Annotated in this window: 15 protein-coding genes; 12 read left to right on the forward strand and 3 right to left on the reverse strand. The window is 62.6% G+C overall.

Annotated features, from left to right (window positions below; translation table 11 throughout):
- Window positions 1-15: 15 nt before the first annotated feature.
- Both ACFPN2_RS12355 and ACFPN2_RS12360 read left to right on the forward strand, forming a co-directional pair.
- Window positions 16-1,080: a saccharopine dehydrogenase family protein gene (locus ACFPN2_RS12355; RefSeq protein ID WP_380596905.1), complete on the forward strand. Its 1,065-nt coding sequence runs from the start codon at window positions 16-18 to the stop codon at window positions 1,078-1,080.
- Window positions 1,077-2,129 carry a YheT family hydrolase gene (locus ACFPN2_RS12360; RefSeq protein WP_380596906.1) on the forward strand — a complete coding sequence of 351 codons (1,053 nt, stop codon included), beginning with the start codon at window positions 1,077-1,079 and terminating at the stop codon, window positions 2,127-2,129. Before ACFPN2_RS12355 ends, ACFPN2_RS12360 begins: the two co-directional genes overlap by 4 nt.
- 2 nt (window positions 2,130-2,131) lie before the next feature.
- Here ACFPN2_RS12360 and ACFPN2_RS12365 read toward each other — a convergent pair whose 3' ends face one another.
- Window positions 2,132-2,896 carry a glycerophosphodiester phosphodiesterase family protein gene (locus tag ACFPN2_RS12365; protein WP_380596907.1) on the reverse strand — a complete coding sequence of 255 codons (765 nt, stop codon included), beginning with the start codon at window positions 2,894-2,896 and terminating at the stop codon, window positions 2,132-2,134.
- A 104-nt stretch (window positions 2,897-3,000) separates the two neighbouring features.
- Here ACFPN2_RS12365 and ACFPN2_RS12370 point away from each other — a divergent pair, with 104 nt between their 5' ends.
- Window positions 3,001-5,247: a PQQ-dependent sugar dehydrogenase gene (locus ACFPN2_RS12370; RefSeq protein WP_380596908.1), complete on the forward strand. Its 2,247-nt coding sequence runs from the start codon at window positions 3,001-3,003 to the stop codon at window positions 5,245-5,247.
- 115 nt (window positions 5,248-5,362) lie between these two features.
- Here the strand turns inward: ACFPN2_RS12370 and ACFPN2_RS12375 are convergent, their stop codons facing one another.
- On the reverse strand, window positions 5,363-5,758 hold the full coding sequence (locus ACFPN2_RS12375; protein WP_380596909.1) for a bactofilin family protein: 396 nt from the start codon (window positions 5,756-5,758) through the stop codon (window positions 5,363-5,365).
- Between ACFPN2_RS12375 and ACFPN2_RS12380 the strand changes: the two genes are divergently transcribed.
- The 8 genes from ACFPN2_RS12380 to ACFPN2_RS12415 all read left to right on the forward strand — a co-directional run bounded on the left by ACFPN2_RS12380 (window position 5,757) and on the right by ACFPN2_RS12415 (window position 13,473).
- Entirely contained in the window at window positions 5,757-5,879 is a 123-nt protein-coding gene (locus ACFPN2_RS12380) for a hypothetical protein (RefSeq protein WP_380596910.1), read from the forward strand. The genes ACFPN2_RS12375 and ACFPN2_RS12380 overlap by 2 nt on opposite strands.
- 288 nt (window positions 5,880-6,167) lie before the next feature.
- Window positions 6,168-7,520, forward strand: coding sequence for a M16 family metallopeptidase (locus tag ACFPN2_RS12385; RefSeq protein WP_380596911.1), 1,353 nt, complete (start codon window positions 6,168-6,170; stop codon window positions 7,518-7,520).
- Window positions 7,517-8,929 (forward strand): M16 family metallopeptidase, encoded by a 1,413-nt coding sequence (locus ACFPN2_RS12390; protein WP_380596912.1) that lies wholly within the window; start codon window positions 7,517-7,519, stop codon window positions 8,927-8,929. Before ACFPN2_RS12385 ends, ACFPN2_RS12390 begins: the two co-directional genes overlap by 4 nt.
- Before the next feature lie 218 nt (window positions 8,930-9,147).
- Window positions 9,148-9,582 (forward strand): hypothetical protein, encoded by a 435-nt coding sequence (locus tag ACFPN2_RS12395; protein ID WP_380596914.1) that lies wholly within the window; start codon window positions 9,148-9,150, stop codon window positions 9,580-9,582.
- Window positions 9,583-9,655: 73 nt separating this feature from the next.
- Window positions 9,656-10,051, forward strand: a complete 396-nt coding sequence (locus tag ACFPN2_RS12400; RefSeq protein ID WP_380596916.1) for an SRPBCC family protein — start codon at window positions 9,656-9,658, stop codon at window positions 10,049-10,051.
- 271 nt (window positions 10,052-10,322) lie between these two features.
- Window positions 10,323-11,321: a hypothetical protein gene (locus ACFPN2_RS12405; RefSeq protein WP_380596918.1), complete on the forward strand. Its 999-nt coding sequence runs from the start codon at window positions 10,323-10,325 to the stop codon at window positions 11,319-11,321.
- Window positions 11,322-11,357: 36 nt separating this feature from the next.
- Window positions 11,358-12,617 carry an MgtC/SapB family protein gene (locus ACFPN2_RS12410; protein ID WP_380596920.1) on the forward strand — a complete coding sequence of 420 codons (1,260 nt, stop codon included), beginning with the start codon at window positions 11,358-11,360 and terminating at the stop codon, window positions 12,615-12,617.
- Window positions 12,618-12,636: 19 nt separating this feature from the next.
- A complete protein-coding gene (locus ACFPN2_RS12415) occupies window positions 12,637-13,473 on the forward strand; it encodes an SDR family NAD(P)-dependent oxidoreductase (RefSeq protein ID WP_380596922.1) in 837 nt (278 codons plus the stop codon).
- Between the two features lies 1 nt (window position 13,474).
- Here the strand turns inward: ACFPN2_RS12415 and ACFPN2_RS12420 are convergent, their stop codons facing one another.
- A complete protein-coding gene (locus tag ACFPN2_RS12420; protein WP_380596924.1) occupies window positions 13,475-14,152 on the reverse strand; it encodes a M15 family metallopeptidase in 678 nt (225 codons plus the stop codon).
- Between the two features lie 252 nt (window positions 14,153-14,404).
- Here ACFPN2_RS12420 and ACFPN2_RS12425 point away from each other — a divergent pair, with 252 nt between their 5' ends.
- Window positions 14,405-16,822, forward strand: a complete 2,418-nt coding sequence (locus ACFPN2_RS12425; RefSeq protein ID WP_380596926.1) for a putative bifunctional diguanylate cyclase/phosphodiesterase — start codon at window positions 14,405-14,407, stop codon at window positions 16,820-16,822.
- Window positions 16,823-17,076: the final 254 nt, after the last annotated feature.

The raw sequence follows: 17,076 nt of genomic DNA on the forward strand, positions 1-17,076 counted from the left end.
CTGTTAGAGGGTTACATGTCGACGTCGACTCCCTGGCTGCTCTATGGTGCCAACGGCTACACGGGCGAGCTGATCGCGCGTGAGGCGGTCGCGCGCGGCATGCGGCCCGTGCTGGCCGGCCGCTCCAAAAAAGACATCGCCAGGCTGGCCGCCGAACTGAATTGCCCCAGTGCCGTGTTCGATCTCGAGGATCACACCGCGCTGTGCTCGACGCTCTCGCAAGTCGCCGCCGTGCTCCATTGCGCCGGGCCGTTTTCACAGACCGCGGCGTCGATGATGCAGGGCTGTCTCGCGACTCACGTTCACTATCTGGACATCACCGGCGAGATCGACGTGTTCGAGCTGGCCGCAAGCGTGAATAGCAAAGCACAGCGCTCCGGCATCGTGCTGTGCCCCGGCGTCGGCTTCGACGTCGTGCCCACCGACTGCGTCGCTGCTCGCTTGAAAGAAGTGATGCCGGACGCGACGCATCTCGCGCTGGGCTTCGACAGCCGCGCCGGCCTGAGCAAGGGCACCGCCAAGACCGCGATCGAATCGGCGGGCAAAGGCTCGTGTGTGCGCATCGATGGCCGATTGATGACCGAGAAGCTCGCGTCGCGCACTCGTCGCATCGACTTCGGCGCCGGCGAGAAGCTCGCTGTCAGCATTCCGTGGGGCGACGTCAGTACTGCGTATTACACGACCGGCATTCCCAATATCGAGGTGTACACGGCCACTTCGCAAAAGGCCGCCGACAGCATGCGTCGCGCGAACCTGCTCCGCCCGCTGCTCCGGCAGCGCTGGTTCCGCGAGCTGGCGAAGTTCAACGCACAGCGACGCATCACGCCGCCGGGTAAAACCGAGCGGGAAAACAACCCCACTCACGTGTGGGGCGAAGCACGAAACGCCGCGGGGGAAGTGAAGACCGCGCGACTGCGTACCGCCAATGGCTACTCGCTGACGGTGCATGCATCGCTCGGAATTCTGAACGAAGTGCTGGGCCGCGCTTGCAACCCGGGCTTCACGACGCCAAGCTCTCTGGTTGGCGCTGACTTTGTCAGCAGCCTGCCAGGCTCGTCCACGATCCGCATCGACCCATGATTGACTCCGCCGCCCTGACTTCCACCGACACGCTCGTCGCCAGATTCGCGCCCACTGGCTGGCTCGCCAATCCGCATTTCCAGTCCATTGTGCCCAGCCTGAGCCTGCGTCGGCCGCTGGTAGCAACTCGTGCCCGGACCATGCTCGCGGTCGCGGACACTCAGATCGTCGATTGCGGCGACGGCGTGCGCCTGCTCGGCCATTACTCGAGTCAGGAAGCCGCTGGCAGGCCGCCGGCGCGCGAGCTGGCGATCCTGTTGCACGGCTGGGAAGGCAGCTCCGACTCGGTGTACGTGCTGTCGCTCGGCAGCCATCTGTTCAATCAGGGCTGTGACATTTTCCGTCTCAACCTGCGCGATCACGGCCCGAGCCATCATCTGAACGAAGACATCTTTCATTCCTGCCGGCTCGACGAAGTGGTCGGCGCGGTCCGGAGCATTCAACGCTCGCTGCCCGACAAACGCATCACGATCGCCGGCTTCTCGCTGGGCGGTAATTTCGCGCTCCGGGTTGCGGCCAAAGCCCCGCAAGCCGGCATCGAGCTCGAGCGGGCGGCGGCGGTGTGCCCGGTGTTGAAGCCGCACAGCACGATGGAAGTGCTGGAGAACGGCTGGTTCATCTATCAGCAATACTTCATCAACAAGTGGAAGCGCTCGTTGCGCCGGAAGCAGCAGTGCTTCCCGAAGCGCTACGACTTCAGCCAGATCCTGGCGCAACGGACCATTCGCAGCATGACCGAGCTGCTGGTCCGGCACTTCAGCGAGTTCTCCGACCTGGACGCGTATCTGAACGGCTACGCCATCACCGGCGACGCGCTGGCGCACCTGGAAGTGCCGAGTCACATCCTGATCTCGCTGGACGACCCCATCATCCCGGCGCACGACCTGCAGAACCTGGCGCGCTCGCCGAACCTGCACGTGACCAGCATTCCCAAGGGCGGTCACTGCGGCTTCATGGACAGCTTCAATGGCGCCAGCTGGGCGGACCGGCAGATCGCGAACATCATGTTCCGTCAGCCCCGCATCGTTGAGACGCGCAACGCCGCCTGAACTCAGGGCGGCGCGCTCTTGAATTCGCGCAGCACTTTTCGATAGGCCGTGGTCGCGACCAGCCTCGCGCCACGCGCCGCCAATTGCGTCGCCGCTTCGCGAGAGCTGACGTTGTGAATCGCCCAGCGCCACGGGCCACGCCACAATTGCGCGTTGGTTTCGGTCAGCAAGGCCTGATCGCATAACAAATAATCGGGCACCAGGGCCTCGCTCTTCAGCGCCGACAGATTGGAATACTCCGACAGGATCCAGCCGACCCGATAGGAAGAAACCTGTCGCACGTGATGCACGGCCGTCAGGTCACGCGACACCAGCACGCACTGGCGCACAACCGGCTTCAGCACTTCGCAGATCTTTCTGACAACGACGTCAGCGCCGAACACACGCAAGCTGGCGCGCTTGATCTCGACGAATGCGGTGACGGCAGGATGCGTCCCCAGCAAGCTCACCGCTTGCACCAGGGTCGGCACGCCAATATCCGTGAACTTTTGCTGAAAGCGCTCCGGCTCGGTCACCGAGAATTCAAGGAGCTGCGGTAAGGTCAGCTCCAACGCGTTGCGGTCCACGCCGGTCATGCGCTTCAGGTTGGCATCGTTCAGCAAGACCGGCTGCCGATCCGCGGTCAGCTGCACGTCGAAGGCAACGTGGCGTGCCCCCAGGTCCAACGCCGACCGCAGCGCTGGCAGGGTATTCTCAGGATATTCGTCGGCATTGCCGCGTTGAGCGATCAAATCGGGCAGGGGCGACAACAGTCTGCTGGCACTCATCCGGGCACGCGGCTCCAGTGACTCGGTCGCTATCTTAACAATGGATCCGCATTGACCGGTCAAACGTTGCGATGACTGTGGCGCACTCACCAGGTTCCCTCTTCATGAACCGATCGCTACCGACCCTGACCTTGATGGCCTTGGGTCTTTTGCAAGGATGCGGTGGCGGCGGTGGCTCGGGCAGCCCGCAGCAAGCCGGCGACCCGCCGCCCACCACCAACCCGCCGCCCTCGACCGGCAACTCCGGCCTGGACGCGCGACCTGCGAATGCTACTTGCGTGGCGTGGGCCCGACCCAGTGCAGGCAGCGATATTTCTTTGAGTCGATTCACCAGCCTGACGTTCACGATGCCGGTGGCGCTGCTGCAGCCACCGAACGACAGCTCACGCTGGTACGTCGTTCAGCAGAACGGCATCGTCCGGTACTTCAGCGGCACCAATCCGACCAGCGCCAGCACGTTCATCGACATCAGCGCGCAAAGCTCCGAAGTGCTCGGCGGCAGCGAGGCGGGATTGCTGGGCATGGCGTTTCATCCCAACTATCCCACGGACGGTCGAGTCTTCCTGGCGTACACCCATAACGATCCGTGGGTGATACGACTCGCGTCGTTCACCAGCAGCGACGGTGGCGCGACGTTGAATCCCGCCAGCGAAACCATTCTGCTGACCGTCGACAAACCTTTCGATAATCACAACGGCGGCAACATTGCCTTCGGGCCCGATGGATATTTGTATCTGGGCACGGGCGATGGCGGCGGTGGCGGCGATCGTCACGGCGATCGCGGCAACGGCCAACGACTCACGACCATGCTCGGCAAGATGTTACGTATCGATGTGAATAACGGCGCGCCCTATACGATTCCGCCGGACAATCCGTATTCTGGCAACACGCTCTGCCCGGCAGCCGGACGCGCCGTTGGCGAGTGCCCTGAAATCTATGCGTATGGGTTTCGCAATCCGTGGCGCTGGAGTTTCGATCGCGACAATGGCGATTTGTGGGTGGGCGATGTCGGCCAGTCGGATCTGGAAGAAATCGATCTGGTCACGCTCGGCGGCAACTACGGTTGGCGCTGTCGCGAAGGCTCCCATGATTTCAACACGCCAGGCACGCCGGGCTGTAACACAGCCACGCTGATCGATCCCGTCGCCGAATACAACCACCTGCTCGGCATCGCGGTGACCGGCGGCTATGTTTATCGCGGCTCGCAAAACACCAGTCTGTTCGGTCGATATTTGTTCGGCGATTTCGGCTCCGGCCGCATCTGGGCCTGGCTCGCCGAGAGCGCCGAACAACCGCGCGAGCCGACGCTACTGCTCGACACCGAGTTGAGCATTTCTTCCTTCGGCCAGGGCAACGACGGCGAGCTGTATGTGGTCGACTACAACGACGGCACTTTGCAACGAATCAACTTCACCAGCGTGGTCGGTGTCGACACCGCGCCTCGACAGTTGAGCGCCACCGGCTGTGTCAGCTCGACCGATCCGAAGCAGCCGGCCTCGGGCCTCATTCCCTACGCCATCAATGCGCCCTTCTGGTCCGATGGCGTGGACAAAGATCGTTGGATCGCGCTGCCCAATGGCCAGAGCATCACCGTCGGCACGGACGGCGACTGGAGCTTCCCGCCTGGCACGGTGCTGATGAAAAATTTCCGTCTCGGCACGAGGATGATTGAGACGCGTCTGTTCATGCGTCATCCCGATGGCGTATGGGGCGGCTTCAGTTACGAATGGAATGCCGAGCAGACCCAGGCCACGTTGCTCGAAGGCGGCGCCACGCGCGATCTCGGCGGCGGTCGGAATTGGGTTTTCCCGAGCGAGGGCCAATGCGTCGAATGTCACACGCGAGCCGCGGGGCATTCATTGGGATTGGAGACAGCGCAGCTCAATCGCTCGTTCACTTATCCGCAAACAAATCGCGCGGCCAACGAGCTGACGACGCTGAACCATATCGGGCTGCTGACCCCAGCAATCGCCGATGCCTCAACGCAGCCCGCGCTTCCCGATCCGTCCGGCACGACCGGAACACTCACTGAACGCGCTCGCGCTTATCTGCACACGAACTGTTCGCAGTGTCATCGGCCAGGCACCTCGGTGCCGACCAACATGGACTTCCGCTACACGACCAGTTTGATTGCCACCAATGCCTGCAACGCCGTGCCTCGCTCCGGCGACCTCGGGCTGGGCGCAAACGCGCGCTTGATCGTGCCGGGCAGCTCAGCGAGCTCGCTGGTGGCTTACCGAATGAACCGCCGTGACTCGCCAGGCATGCCACCGCTGGCCTCGACCATGGTGGACACGGCGGGAGTGTCGTTGATCTCGCAGTGGATCGACAGCCTGACCAGCTGCCAATAGACCTTCCAGCAAAAACCGTCTTCTCCAGTCCTTTTCCGGAAAAGAAAACCTTTTTTAAAAAAGATATTCCCCCTCCCGTACACGGGAGGGGGTTAGGGGGTGGGTCCCCTCCGAATCATTTATCCCGCTTCTCTTCGAAGTGCACGACCGGCTTGCCACTGGTCACCGCCATGTCACCTTCGATGATCGCGCCCTTGGCGACCGCAATGGACCGAGCCTTGAGCGAGCCCTTGATGCGCGCCGTCGCGCGCAGCTCCAGCTTCTCCGCAACCGTGACAGAGCCTTCCACCGCACCGGCGATGACGGCGTTGCCGGCGCGAATCTCGCCTTCCCACCTGCCGCTGTCGGACAGGGTCAGCGAGCCTTTCACGTCGCCGTCGCCGACCACGCTGCCGCCGACCACCAGGTCGCTGGCACATTCCAGGTCACCCGTGAATCGCGAGCCCGAGCCGATGAACGTCGGACTGCTGGACACACGATCGGCAAGGCGGCGGCGGGGTGAATCGGCCATGAACATCTCCAAACAAAGCGAGCGCGGATTATCGACCGTGGCCCGCGCAGTAGCCATGCAGAGTGCAGTCGGCGAATGGCGTCAGTCCGTGACGCAGGTCACCGAAGCGGTCCGAAGCTGACACGAAGTGTCAGCCCGAGCGCCTGCGTGATCGTCATACCGCGAGGCCTAAGTAACTGATTTGGCGCACCGGCACTAAACCATAGATGTTTTACAGGCCGTGGCACAGCCATTGCACTGAAGAGCTGGCATTTATGCGCTGAACCTCCAAGCAAGCTCGACTGAGCCCTTGAGTTCGAACTCACGCCGCCACGCGCTCTTCCCCGCTGGCGGCGTTTTTTTGCCCAACGCCCGCGACTCCACGATTCGTGGAGATCGTTATGATGCCGGCTTCCATTCAGGAGTAGGCATGATCCCTCGAATGCTGTTGCTAGGGTTGGCGCTGGTGGCGCCGGCCGGATTCGCGCAAGTGCCCGGCGCCAACGAGGTCCGTGCGACGACCCTCGCCAATGGCATGCAGATCATCGTCTGGCCGGACCGCGACATCCCCAACGTCGCGCTCTACAACTGGGTGCACGTCGGCAGTCGCAACGAGGCGCCCGGCATCACCGGCCTGGCGCACTTCTTCGAGCACATGATGTTCAACGGCACCAGCAAACGGGCGCCGGGAGAGTTCGATCAAGTGCTGGAAGCTAACGGCGCACGCAATAACGCCTTCACGAGCGATGACGTCACGGTCTATCAGGACTGGTTCCCGCGCTCGGCGCTGGAAACCGTGTTCGAGCTGGAAGCCGACCGTCTGAAGAATCTGGCTTTCGATCCCAAAGTGGTCGAGAGCGAGCGCGACGTGGTGTATTCCGAGCGGCGCCTGCGCGTCGATGACAGTCATCAAGGCCGGCTGCAGGAGCAAGTGCAGGCCACCGCCTTCCTCGCACATCCGTATGGCATTCCCACGATCGGCTGGCCGTCGGACATCCAGTCATGGACCATCGACGACCTGAAGCGCTTCTTCTCGACTTACTACGCGCCGAATAACTGCACGCTGGTGCTGGTCGGCGACGTCGATCCGGACAACGTGATCGCACTGGCTCGCAAACATTTCGAGCCCATCCCGAAGCAGGAGCCGCCGAGGCCGGTGAAGACCGTCGAGCCCGAACAGCTCGGCGAACGACGCGTCAGCGTGAACGCCGACGCGCAAACGCCCCTGGTGCAGCTCGCTTATCACGGCCTGGCCGGCGCCGATCCGCGGCGGCCGGCCTTGGATTTGCTAACGCGAGTGCTGACGGATGGCGATGCCTCGCGGTTACATCGCGCGCTGGTTGAAGAACAGAAGCTCGCGATCTCGGCCGACAGCTATTTCTCGGCGGGCTTCGATCCCGGCCTGGTGTGGTTCTTCCTCGCGCTGCCGGCCGAAGGCGATGCCAAACAAGCCGAAGCCGAATTCACTCGACAGATCGAGCGAGTCATCAAGGAAGGCGTGACCAAGGATGAGCTGGCACGCGCACGCAGCCAGGCGCTCGCCGATTTCTGGCGCGGCCTCGCCACCATCGATGGCAAGGCTCAAGCGCTGGGCTCCTTCGCCGTGCTCCAAGGCGGTCATCAGAAACTGTTCGATGAGCCGCGCGCGTACGAAAGCGTGACTCAACAAGACATCCAGAAGCTCGCCGCCGAGCTGCTGCGTTCGACGAATCGCACCGTGGGAGTATTGAGATCGCCGCCCCCGCCCGAGGGCTCGCTGCCCAAGACGGGAGGTGCGAAATGAGCGCCCTCCGTCGCATCGTCATCGTCGTCGCGACCGTTTGCTCGCTGACCGCCCCGGTCGTATTTGCGGCCAGCGCCGTGAAGACGCCGAACTTCGAGAAAGTGAAACTCGACAACGGCGCCACGCTGCTGTTGATGGAGCGTCACGACGTGCCGCTGATCTCATTCACCGCGGTCATTCGCGGAGGTGCGCTGACCGATCCTGAAGATCGCCTCGGCACCGCCAGTCTGATGGCGAGTCTGCTCGAGAAAGGCGCCGGCAATCGCGATGCGAACGCTTTCGCCGAAACCGTCGCGTCGGTCGGCGGCTCGATCGAGACCGGCGCGAGCACCGAAAGCATCTCGGTCGGCGGCTCGTTTCTGGCGCGCGATCAGAAGCTGATGGTCGAGCTGCTCGCCGACGTCTTGCAACGGCCGCGCCTGGAAGAAGCGCAGTTCGAAACGCTGCGCGATCGATCCATCGAGTTCATTCGTGCCGCGAAAGATTCGGATCGCTCCGAGCTGACGCCGATCTACGGCGCGGCCAGCCTGTTCGGCGCGCACCCGTACGGCCGTTCGGTCGGCGGTAGCGAAGCGAGCCTCGCAGCGATCAAACATGCGGATGTGCGGCAGTACTATGCGGACAATGTCGGCGCGGATCGAGTCATCATCGCGGTCGCGGGTGACTTCAAGACCGCGCAGCTCAAATCATTGCTGACGCGTGCGTTCGCCAGCTGGGGCAAAGCCGGCAAGCCCTTGCCGCCGCTGCCGAAGCAAACCGAAGTCACGTCGCGCCGTGTGCTGCTGGTCGATGCGCCCGACGCCGTCCAGTCGTATTTCTGGGCGGGAGACGTCAACGTCGCGAAGGGCGACCCGCGGCGCGCCTCGCTCGATATCGTCAACACGCTGTTCGGCGGACGGTTCACCTCCATGCTCAACACCGAGCTGCGGATTCGCAGCGGCTTGAGCTACGGCGCGAGCTCCCGCTTCGATCGCATGGCTACGGGCGGCAGTTGGGAGATCGGCTCGTTCACGCGCACCGAAAAGACCATCGAAGCCATCGACCTCGCCTTCGACACGCTCGACAAGCTGCACGCAGGCTCGCTCGAGCAAGCGCAGCTGGAGTCGGCGAAGAGCTATGTGCTCGGCCAGTATCCGCTCGGCCTGGAAACCGCCTCGCAATGGGCCTATCAGCTGGCGACGCTGGAGTTCTATGGACTCGACCGCAGCTACATCGATGACTACGGCAACCAGCTTGCAGCGGTGACGCTCGACGATGCCAAACGCGCGATCGACGAAGTGATTCCGACCAGCCAGCACCTGGTGCTGGTGGTGATCGGCAAAGCCGAGGCGATTCGCGACGGGTTGCGCAAATATGGCCCGCTCACCGAAGTGAAGCTGTCGGATCCGGAGTTTCAGACCAAGCAATAGCAACGCCGGCCGACTCGAACATTGCACAGCGAGCGCGCACCAAGCAGTATTCATCGACGACCACAACCAATTCATACAAGGCGCGATATCCACCGGCATGCATGGCGAGGCGGGCGCGATGTCAGCACTGTTTCTATATACAGCCCATCGGGCCGGCGCTATGATGCCTGCCCGCTTTTTTCACCCACACGGACGTGCCGCACGGAATTCAGCTTGATATGAGCGATTGGCCCCATTCAGTCATCCAGGCCGCGTTACTGCAGTACATCCGCAGTCATGTGAAGCAGTCGAACTGGCGCTTCACGCAGCTCGAGGTTTTGCACGACGCGCTGGCCCGCGTGATTCAGCTCGAGCCTGAAGAGCTGTGCGTGGTGAGCTGTTTCATCGACGGGCAGCGCTGGTATGTGATGACCACGACGCGTGTGTTCGGCATTTACCGCGGTTCGCGGTTCGAGTTTTCGCCGCTGCAGGTTCGCAAGTACATCTGGGGCGACTTCAAGCAGGAAGGCCGCGTGCAGATCGAGGTCGCGGAAGTGCAGCTGATCGGCGGCGAGAAAATCACGCTGGCGTACGAGGCGGGCTTCGCCTCGATCGCGCCGATCTACTACGAGCGTTTCTGGCACGCCCGCTACCCGCAGCTCGAGCGCGGCTAGACAGCATAAGAATTCGACAGCGGGGCCGGCCGGCCCGGCCTAAGCTGACTGCTCGTTCATCGCAAGAGCAGACATGGCCACCATCCGTCGTGAAGTTCAGATCCAGGCCGCGCCCGATCAAGTGTGGGACGCGTTGCGAGATGTCGGTGCACTGCATACCCGGTTGTGCCCCGAGTTCGTGGTCGACACCCGGATGGAGGGCGACACCCGGATGGTGACATTCGCCAACGGCCGCCAGGCGAAAGAGCTGATCGTCAGCGTGGACGAAGACCAGCGACGCGTCTGCTGGGCCATCGTCGACGAGCCCTTCGTTCACTACAACGGTGCCGCGCAAGTCACGCCACTCGGCGACGGCAGTTGTCGGTTCACCTGGATTTCAGATCTGTTGCCGCACGAGCTGGCGCCGACGGTCACCGCCATGATCGAAGCCGGCATCGCCGCCATCAAACGCAAGCAAGAGGCGGCTTAACAACGACCGCTTGCGCATAGACGCGCCCGGAGGAGTTTTCGAGTCATCGATTTGTGTGAAGCTTGTCACATAGATCGAAACTCGTTGGCGATGCCGCGCGCTCCGGCGTGCGCGGGCGCGGCAAAAAGTCTGGGTAATTCCGCTGGAAAAGCCGCTTTCCCGCAGTCGGTGACGCCAAACCCTGACAATTTTTCCGACATGGACAAACGCCGAAAGCCGAATAGACTCGCGCCATCGTTTGCAATTTTCCGCAACGAGTTTCCCGCTAGAAATGCAGTATCGGCGCAGCGATTTCGATGTCACGAACACCGTGCAGGTGAGCTCACCTGATGCGGTTCGTCGGGCTGTGGTCGAGCTGTATCGGCAGAGCTGGCCGCATTACCCGCTCGACCGCGTGGACACCGCGTTCCGCGACTTCGAGCGCTTGTTCAACGGTCAGTTTCCCGGCTATTACGGCTGCGACACCGTTTATCACGATCTGCAGCACTCGCTCGACGGCACGCTCGCCGTCGCCCGCCTGATCGTTAGTTACGATCGCACCCACCTGGCGGATGAACGGCTCGGCCCGGAGCGCGCCATCCTCGGCGTGGTGACCGCGTTGTTTCATGACGCCGGTTACATTCGTCAGACCGACGACCAGACTCATCGCAACGGCGCCGAGTTCACGCTCAGCCACGTCAGCCGCAGCGCCCAGTTCATCGGCCGCTACCTGCCCACCATCGGCATGGCCGAGTGGGTGCCGGTGGCGACCAAGATCGTGCACTTCACCGGTTACGAAGTGCAGTTCGACCAGATCCGCCTCGACGATCCGCGCGACCGCAAGCTCGGTCATCTGATCGGCACCGGCGACCTGATCGCGCAGATGTCGGATCGTTGCTATCTGGAAAAATGCCGCGACCGGCTCTATCCCGAATTCGTGCTGGGCGGCATCGCCATGCCCAGCGACGCCACCGGCAAGACACAGGTGAAATACAGCTCCGGCCTGGATGTGCTGCGGCAGACGCCGGGCTTCATCGAGGACGTGCGGCGCTCCCGCCTGGATGGCGAGTTCGCCAGCGCGTACAGCTATCTGGAATCGCTGTTCAACGGCCGCAACCCGTATATGGAAGCCATCGAGGCCAATGTCAGCTATCTGAGCGAAGTCCTGCGCACCGGCCGCTGGCCCATGCTTCGCCGCGACCCGCCGTGCTTCACCTGGGAGCGCAACCCGGTGCAGAACATCCGCTCGCTGGTCATCGGCCACCTCAAACAGGTGTGGAAGAGCGGCTGATCGCCAGCCGTCGGTGCCGCCGGCTACCATGGCGGAATGGCCGATACTCCTGAACTCAGCTGGATCAATCTCGGCGTCGCGCTCGCCATTGGCTTCCTGATCGGCATCGAGCGCGAACGCAGTAAGGGCACGGGCCCGACTCGCGCGGTCGCCGGCCTTCGCACCTTCACTCTCATCGCTCTCGCCGGCGCGCTCGGTCTGTGGATCGGCGGCGTTTATGTCTTCATCGCCACCGGCGGCATCATCGGCCTGCTGATCGCGGTGGGTTACATGCGCACTCGCGATACCGATCCCGGGCTCACCACCGAGATCGCCATGGTCGTTACATTTCTGCTCGGCGGTCTGGCGGTACGCGAGCCGCGACTCGGCGCCGCGCTGGCGGTCATCGTCTCCATCCTGCTCGCGTTCCGTAAATACGCTCACAACTGGGTCAAGAACGTCCTGACCGATGAAGAAGTCCGCGACGGTCTGATGCTCGCGGGCGCGGCGTTGGTGATTCTGCCGCTCACGCCGACCGAGGCCATCGATCCGTGGGGTGTCGTGCAGCCACGCAAGCTTTGGATGCTGGCTGTGCTGGTCATGTCGATCAACGCGCTCGGCTACGTCGCCCTGCGCGCCTTCGGTGCCAAAACCGGGCTGGCGATCGCGGGCTTGATCTCGGGCTTTGTCTCGAGCACCGCCACGATCGGTGCTATGGGCGCACGCACCAAGAGCCAACCTGAGTTACGTAAGGGCGCGGTCGCGGGTGCCGCGGCATCGTCGGTTGCGACGGTGATTCAGCTCGCCATCGTCGTCGGCCTGGTGAGCCAGGCGACGCTGATGATCCTCATACCGTCGCTGATCGCTTCGGGAATCGCGGCGGTGGTTTACGCGGGCATCTTCGCGCTGCGGAGTTTCCGCGAGCCTGCCAGTGCCGACGATGCGCCGAAGGGCCGCCCGTTCGAGCCCAAGACCGCCATCATTTTCGTTCTGGTGGTCGGAATCACGCTGCTGATCTCGGCTTTGTTGACTCAGTGGCTCGGCGACCGAGGCTTGATGCTCGCCGCCGGCGTCGCTGGATTTACCGATGCCCATGCGGCCGCGATTTCGTCAGCATCGTTGGCCGCGAGCGGCCGCACGCAAGCCGAGTTCGCGGCCCTGGCTGTGCTGGTCGGCCTCTCGACCAACACCGTGAGCAAGACTGTGGTCGCCTTCTCGCTGGGGGACCGCAGCTACGCCTACTCACTGATTCCGGGCCTGATCCTGATCGCCTCGGCTGCGTGGGGTGCGTGGTCGGTTCGCGCTTTCTTCGTTTAAGACATTCATACTCCCCAGGATGAGCGAACGGTTCACACGGCTGAATGCCCGGTTTCCCCACAAGCGCGTGTTCATCACGGGCGCCGGCAGCGGCCTGGGCCTGGAGCTGGCGAAGCAGCTGGCCGGCGACGGCTGGACGCTCGGCCTGTTCGATCGCAATCTCGAGCGCCTCACCAGCGTCGAGGCGGCGTTCGCCGAAGCGGGTGTGAAGGTGGTCGCCTATCCGGGCGATGTCACACAACCGGACGAGCTCACGGTCGCCGTGAACTCGTTTGCCGCGACTCACGACGGCCTGGACGTGATGATCAACAACGCCGGCGTCGCCGGCGCCGGCTCGATGATGGAAGTGTCGCTGGAAGACTGGCGCTGGATCATCGACATCAACTTGATGGGCGTCGTGCACGGCTCGCGCGCGGCCATTCCTCATCTGCAACGGAACGGCCGCGGCCTGCTGATCAATGTCGCGAGCGCCGCGGCCTTCGCGTCGGCGCCGGGCATGATTTCGTACAACGCCACTAAAGCCGCGGTGGTCTCGATCAGCGAAACACTGGTGAACGAATTACGACCGATCGGCACCCAGGTATCCGTGGCGATGCCGACGTTCTTTCGTTCTTCGCTATTGGAAACATTGCGCGGACCCGAGCACTCGCGCGTGCTTGCGAATGAAGCGATGCAGAGGTCGGAATATCCCGTGGAACAGGCCGCGCGCGATTTGCTGACAGAATCCGCCGACGGTCGGACTTACATCGTGCTGCCCAAATCCGCCCGCATGATGTGGCGGCTGAAACGTTGGATGCCGCTGCGTTTCCTCGATCAAGTACGAAGTCTCACGCAGCGGCGATCGTCGGTCGAATGACTCAGGTGGGAGCATCCACCGCCAGCAGGAAGCGCGTGTAGATCTCGGGCAGACGCGCCAGCACGTGCGCCTTGCCTTCGATGTTGCTGGCCTCCAGTACTCGCCGCAGCGTCGACAGACTCAACGATTCGAGCGCTGCTTGTGAGATCGGCGCGTAGCTCAAATGCCAGGGCTCGGGGCTCACGCCGCCGCGATCGGTCCGATACGGCCGATAGAAACCGAAACGTCGCATATTCGCATCGAGCCATTGCGACAGCCGCCCGAATATTCCTTCCGGCGCGTATTCGCCAGGCAACAATTCGACCGTGTAGCCGGGCGGAACCGCGGCGGCATCGATCACGTCGACATCGCTGCCCCAGTGATGCCGGCTGCCGCCAGGAATGGCCGACCAGCACAGGATCGCATCGACCGCCGCGGAGTCCGACAGCTGCTTGCGATCGAGCAACAGGCCCTGCCGATCGTAGATGGCACGCTCGCCCGTCCACTTGCGATTCCATATTCCCAGCTGCGCCTGGAAATCGCGGAAGCTGGAGCGCGGCGTGAGATCGATGCCGTCGACGCGGGCCGCGTCCCTCATCGCCAGGAAAGAAGCCACCGCTTCATAGTGAAGCATGCAACGCGGGTCACTCAGTTCGACAACATGAGTACGCGCCTGTCCCGTGAGCTCGAGCTCGTTCATTACATTCTGACCTTAGCCACAAAGCGGTAATTAGTTAAAAAAACGCGGCCATTTGCCGTGATTTTTAACATTCTAATCGTTTGGTATGTTAAAAAAACCGACAAGTAAACTGGACGTCTCGCCACCGCGAAAAACCCGAGTATCATGCCGTAACGAAGCGGTAGTGCCACCGTGCCGAAGCTGAGGCACTTCGGCAGCACAGGGTAAGCAAGTCCGGAGTATGGGTTGAGATCGCGGGGCCTCAAAATCAGATTGTTGTCCGTCGCTGTGGCGGCGGGCATCGCCATTGCCGCGACCCTGTTCCTGCTGGAGTACCTGGACTATCGCAAGTCGAGCGATGTGGTCGTCAAACATGGCGAGCGCTCGCTGCTGACCGCCGAGGCCCAGCGCCTCGACCTGCTCGCCAGCGACATGGCGGCGGCCGGTGCCCAGGCGCTGGAAACAGCCCTGCGCAATGACGACAAACGGACCCTCGAGAAAGTCGTCGCGTCGCTGCTGAACAATCCTTATTCGATTTCCGCGCGCGTGCTGGCGCCTGACGGCTCGGTGGTCTACGAGACGATTCGGCAGGATCAGTGGACCCAGCAGATCACCGATCAGGACAAGCGCACCATCCGCCGCGGCCTGGGCGGGGTCGACTCGCTCGGCACCCTGGAGATCATCGTCGGCCGGCCCGGCCTCGCCGACACCGCGCACACTTTGCGGACCCAGCTGGAGCGCGTTCAACAACGCGACTTCGAACGTCGTATCTGGATCGTCGCCGGCGTCGGCGTGCTCATCACCGGCTTGCTGACGCTCGTTGCATGGATGCTCGCGCAGCGCCTCGAGCGCCCCATCGTCGAGCTGATCCGTTCGGCCGAGCGCATCGGCGAAGGCGATTACACCCGTCCGCACAAAGTCACCAGCAACGACGAGATCGCCGAGCTGGAGATGGCGCTGGATCGCATGCGTCAGAACCTGCGTCAGACGACCATCACCAAGAACTATCTGACCATCGTCCTCAACAGCATGAACGACGCCGTGCTGGTGACCTCGCCGGACGGCATGGTGCGCAAGATCAACGACGCGGCGGTCCGGCTGTTCGGTTACAACGAAGAAGAAATCGCCGGCCAGCCGTTCATCAACCTGCTCGCCGAGAACGAGCGCGAGAACTTCTCGCTCGAAGCGGCCGGGGTCGAGACGCGCGAGACCGTGATCGCGACTCACAGCGGCCAGACCATCCCGGTGTCGCTGTCGGGCGCGCCCATCGCCGGCGACGACCCGCAGTTCCAGGGCACGATCTTCGTCGTTCGTAACATCACCGATCGCAAGCGGGCCGAGCGCCGCATCCGCTATCTGGCCCGTTACGACGCGCTGACCAAAGTGCCGAACCGCATGCAGTTCCAGCACATGCTGCAACAGGCGATCGCACGCGCGCGGCGTAACGATCGCGGCATCGTGCTGCTGTATCTGGACATGGACCGGTTCAAAGAGATCAACGACACGTTCGGTCACGCCGCCGGCGACCGCACGCTCGAAGTGCTCAGCGAACGTTTGATCCGCATCCTGCCGCGCGAAGCGGTGGTCGGTCGTCTGGCCGGCGACGAGTTCGGCCTGTTCATCGAAGGCTTCGCCGATTCCGACGATGAGCGCACGCAAGCCGCGAACCTCGCGCGGATGGTGCTCGCCGAGGTCTGCAAAGCGTATTACGTCGATCAGCAGGAAGTGTTCCTGACCGCCAGCGTCGGCATCGCGTTCTGTCCGAAGGACGCCGAGAACGTGATCGACCTGATCCGTAACGCCGACGCGGCGATGTATCACTCCAAACAAAACGGCGGCAACAGCTTCGCGTTCTACTCGCCGGACATGAACGCGGCCGCGGTCGAACGTTTGATGCTGAAGAGCAAGCTGCGCCGCGCGCTCGAGCGTGACGAGCTGATGATGCTGTATCAGCCGAAGGTCGACCTGCGCGACGGCCGCATCATCGGCGCCGAAGCATTGTTACGTTGGCGTTTGCCGGGTCATGGCGACATCTCACCGTCGCAATTCATTCCGCTGGCGGAAGAAACCAACATGATTCTCGGCATCGGCGAGTGGGTACTGAATCGTGTCTGCGCCGACTATCACCGCTGGCAGGACAAAATCAAAAATCCCGGCCGCGTCTCGATCAATCTGTCCTTGAAACAGCTGCGCCAGGCGAACTTCATCACTCGCTGCAAATCGGTGTTCCGTCGTCACGAAGTGTCGCCGACCTGCTTCGAGCTGGAAATCACCGAGACCACGCTGATGGTCGACCCGAAGCGCACCATCAAGCTGCTGGATGAGCTGTATGCGATGGGCCTACACCTGTCGATCGACGACTTCGGCACCGGCTACTCCTCGCTGTCGGCCTTGCAACAGTTCCCGATCGGCACGCTGAAGATCGACCAGTCCTTCGTCCGCGACGCCGCCATCAACAGCGACGACGCCACCATCGTCCGCACCATCATCGACATGGGCAAAGCGTTGGAAGTCGAAGTCGTCGCCGAAGGCGTCGAAACCGAAGAACAATTCAACTTCCTCCGCAACCGCGGCTGCCACTACGGCCAGGGCCGCCTGTTCGGCGACGCCATGACCTCGGATGAGTTCCTTTCTCTGGTGCTCACCCAGGAGAGCGGCCGGGCGAAGGTCAGCGAGCTGTTCGCGTCGTAACTCTCTCCGCGGCGATCCCGCCGCGCGCTCCCTTCGCGCAAACCCGCGCGGCAGATGTCTCAATCGCTACAAGTAACTTCTAGTTGCTTGATGCAACGCGCTGTTGTTAGTAGTGCATCCATCCGCAAGCCACTGAGATGTGATGTGATCGACGGCCCCTCGAAAGACCTGTTGTCTAAACGACCTGGCTGCGTTAGATTTTCCGCCCATAGCGCCCTTGGCAGTAAACGGCTTCCTTCCATGGAAACCGTCGA

The organism is Steroidobacter flavus (genome assembly GCF_042651805.1).
GTDB lineage: Bacteria > Pseudomonadota > Gammaproteobacteria > Steroidobacterales > Steroidobacteraceae > Steroidobacter > Steroidobacter flavus.

Excerpts from the sequence above, each read along its gene's own strand:
- ACFPN2_RS12355 (WP_380596905.1), top strand. The coding sequence starts at position 16 with ATGTCGACGTCGACTCCCTGGCTGCTCTATGGTGCCAACGGCTACACG.
- ACFPN2_RS12360 (WP_380596906.1), top strand. The coding sequence starts at position 1,077 with ATGATTGACTCCGCCGCCCTGACTTCCACCGACACGCTCGTCGCCAGA.
- ACFPN2_RS12365 (WP_380596907.1), bottom strand. The coding sequence starts at position 2,896 with ATGAGTGCCAGCAGACTGTTGTCGCCCCTGCCCGATTTGATCGCTCAA.
- ACFPN2_RS12370 (WP_380596908.1), top strand. The coding sequence starts at position 3,001 with ATGAACCGATCGCTACCGACCCTGACCTTGATGGCCTTGGGTCTTTTG.
- ACFPN2_RS12380 (WP_380596910.1), top strand. The coding sequence starts at position 5,757 with ATGAACATCTCCAAACAAAGCGAGCGCGGATTATCGACCGTGGCCCGC.
- ACFPN2_RS12375 (WP_380596909.1), bottom strand. The coding sequence starts at position 5,758 with ATGGCCGATTCACCCCGCCGCCGCCTTGCCGATCGTGTGTCCAGCAGT.
- ACFPN2_RS12385 (WP_380596911.1), top strand. The coding sequence starts at position 6,168 with ATGATCCCTCGAATGCTGTTGCTAGGGTTGGCGCTGGTGGCGCCGGCC.
- ACFPN2_RS12390 (WP_380596912.1), top strand. The coding sequence starts at position 7,517 with ATGAGCGCCCTCCGTCGCATCGTCATCGTCGTCGCGACCGTTTGCTCG.
- ACFPN2_RS12395 (WP_380596914.1), top strand. The coding sequence starts at position 9,148 with ATGAGCGATTGGCCCCATTCAGTCATCCAGGCCGCGTTACTGCAGTAC.
- ACFPN2_RS12400 (WP_380596916.1), top strand. The coding sequence starts at position 9,656 with ATGGCCACCATCCGTCGTGAAGTTCAGATCCAGGCCGCGCCCGATCAA.
- ACFPN2_RS12405 (WP_380596918.1), top strand. The coding sequence starts at position 10,323 with ATGCAGTATCGGCGCAGCGATTTCGATGTCACGAACACCGTGCAGGTG.
- ACFPN2_RS12410 (WP_380596920.1), top strand. The coding sequence starts at position 11,358 with ATGGCCGATACTCCTGAACTCAGCTGGATCAATCTCGGCGTCGCGCTC.
- ACFPN2_RS12415 (WP_380596922.1), top strand. The coding sequence starts at position 12,637 with ATGAGCGAACGGTTCACACGGCTGAATGCCCGGTTTCCCCACAAGCGC.
- ACFPN2_RS12420 (WP_380596924.1), bottom strand. The coding sequence starts at position 14,152 with ATGAACGAGCTCGAGCTCACGGGACAGGCGCGTACTCATGTTGTCGAA.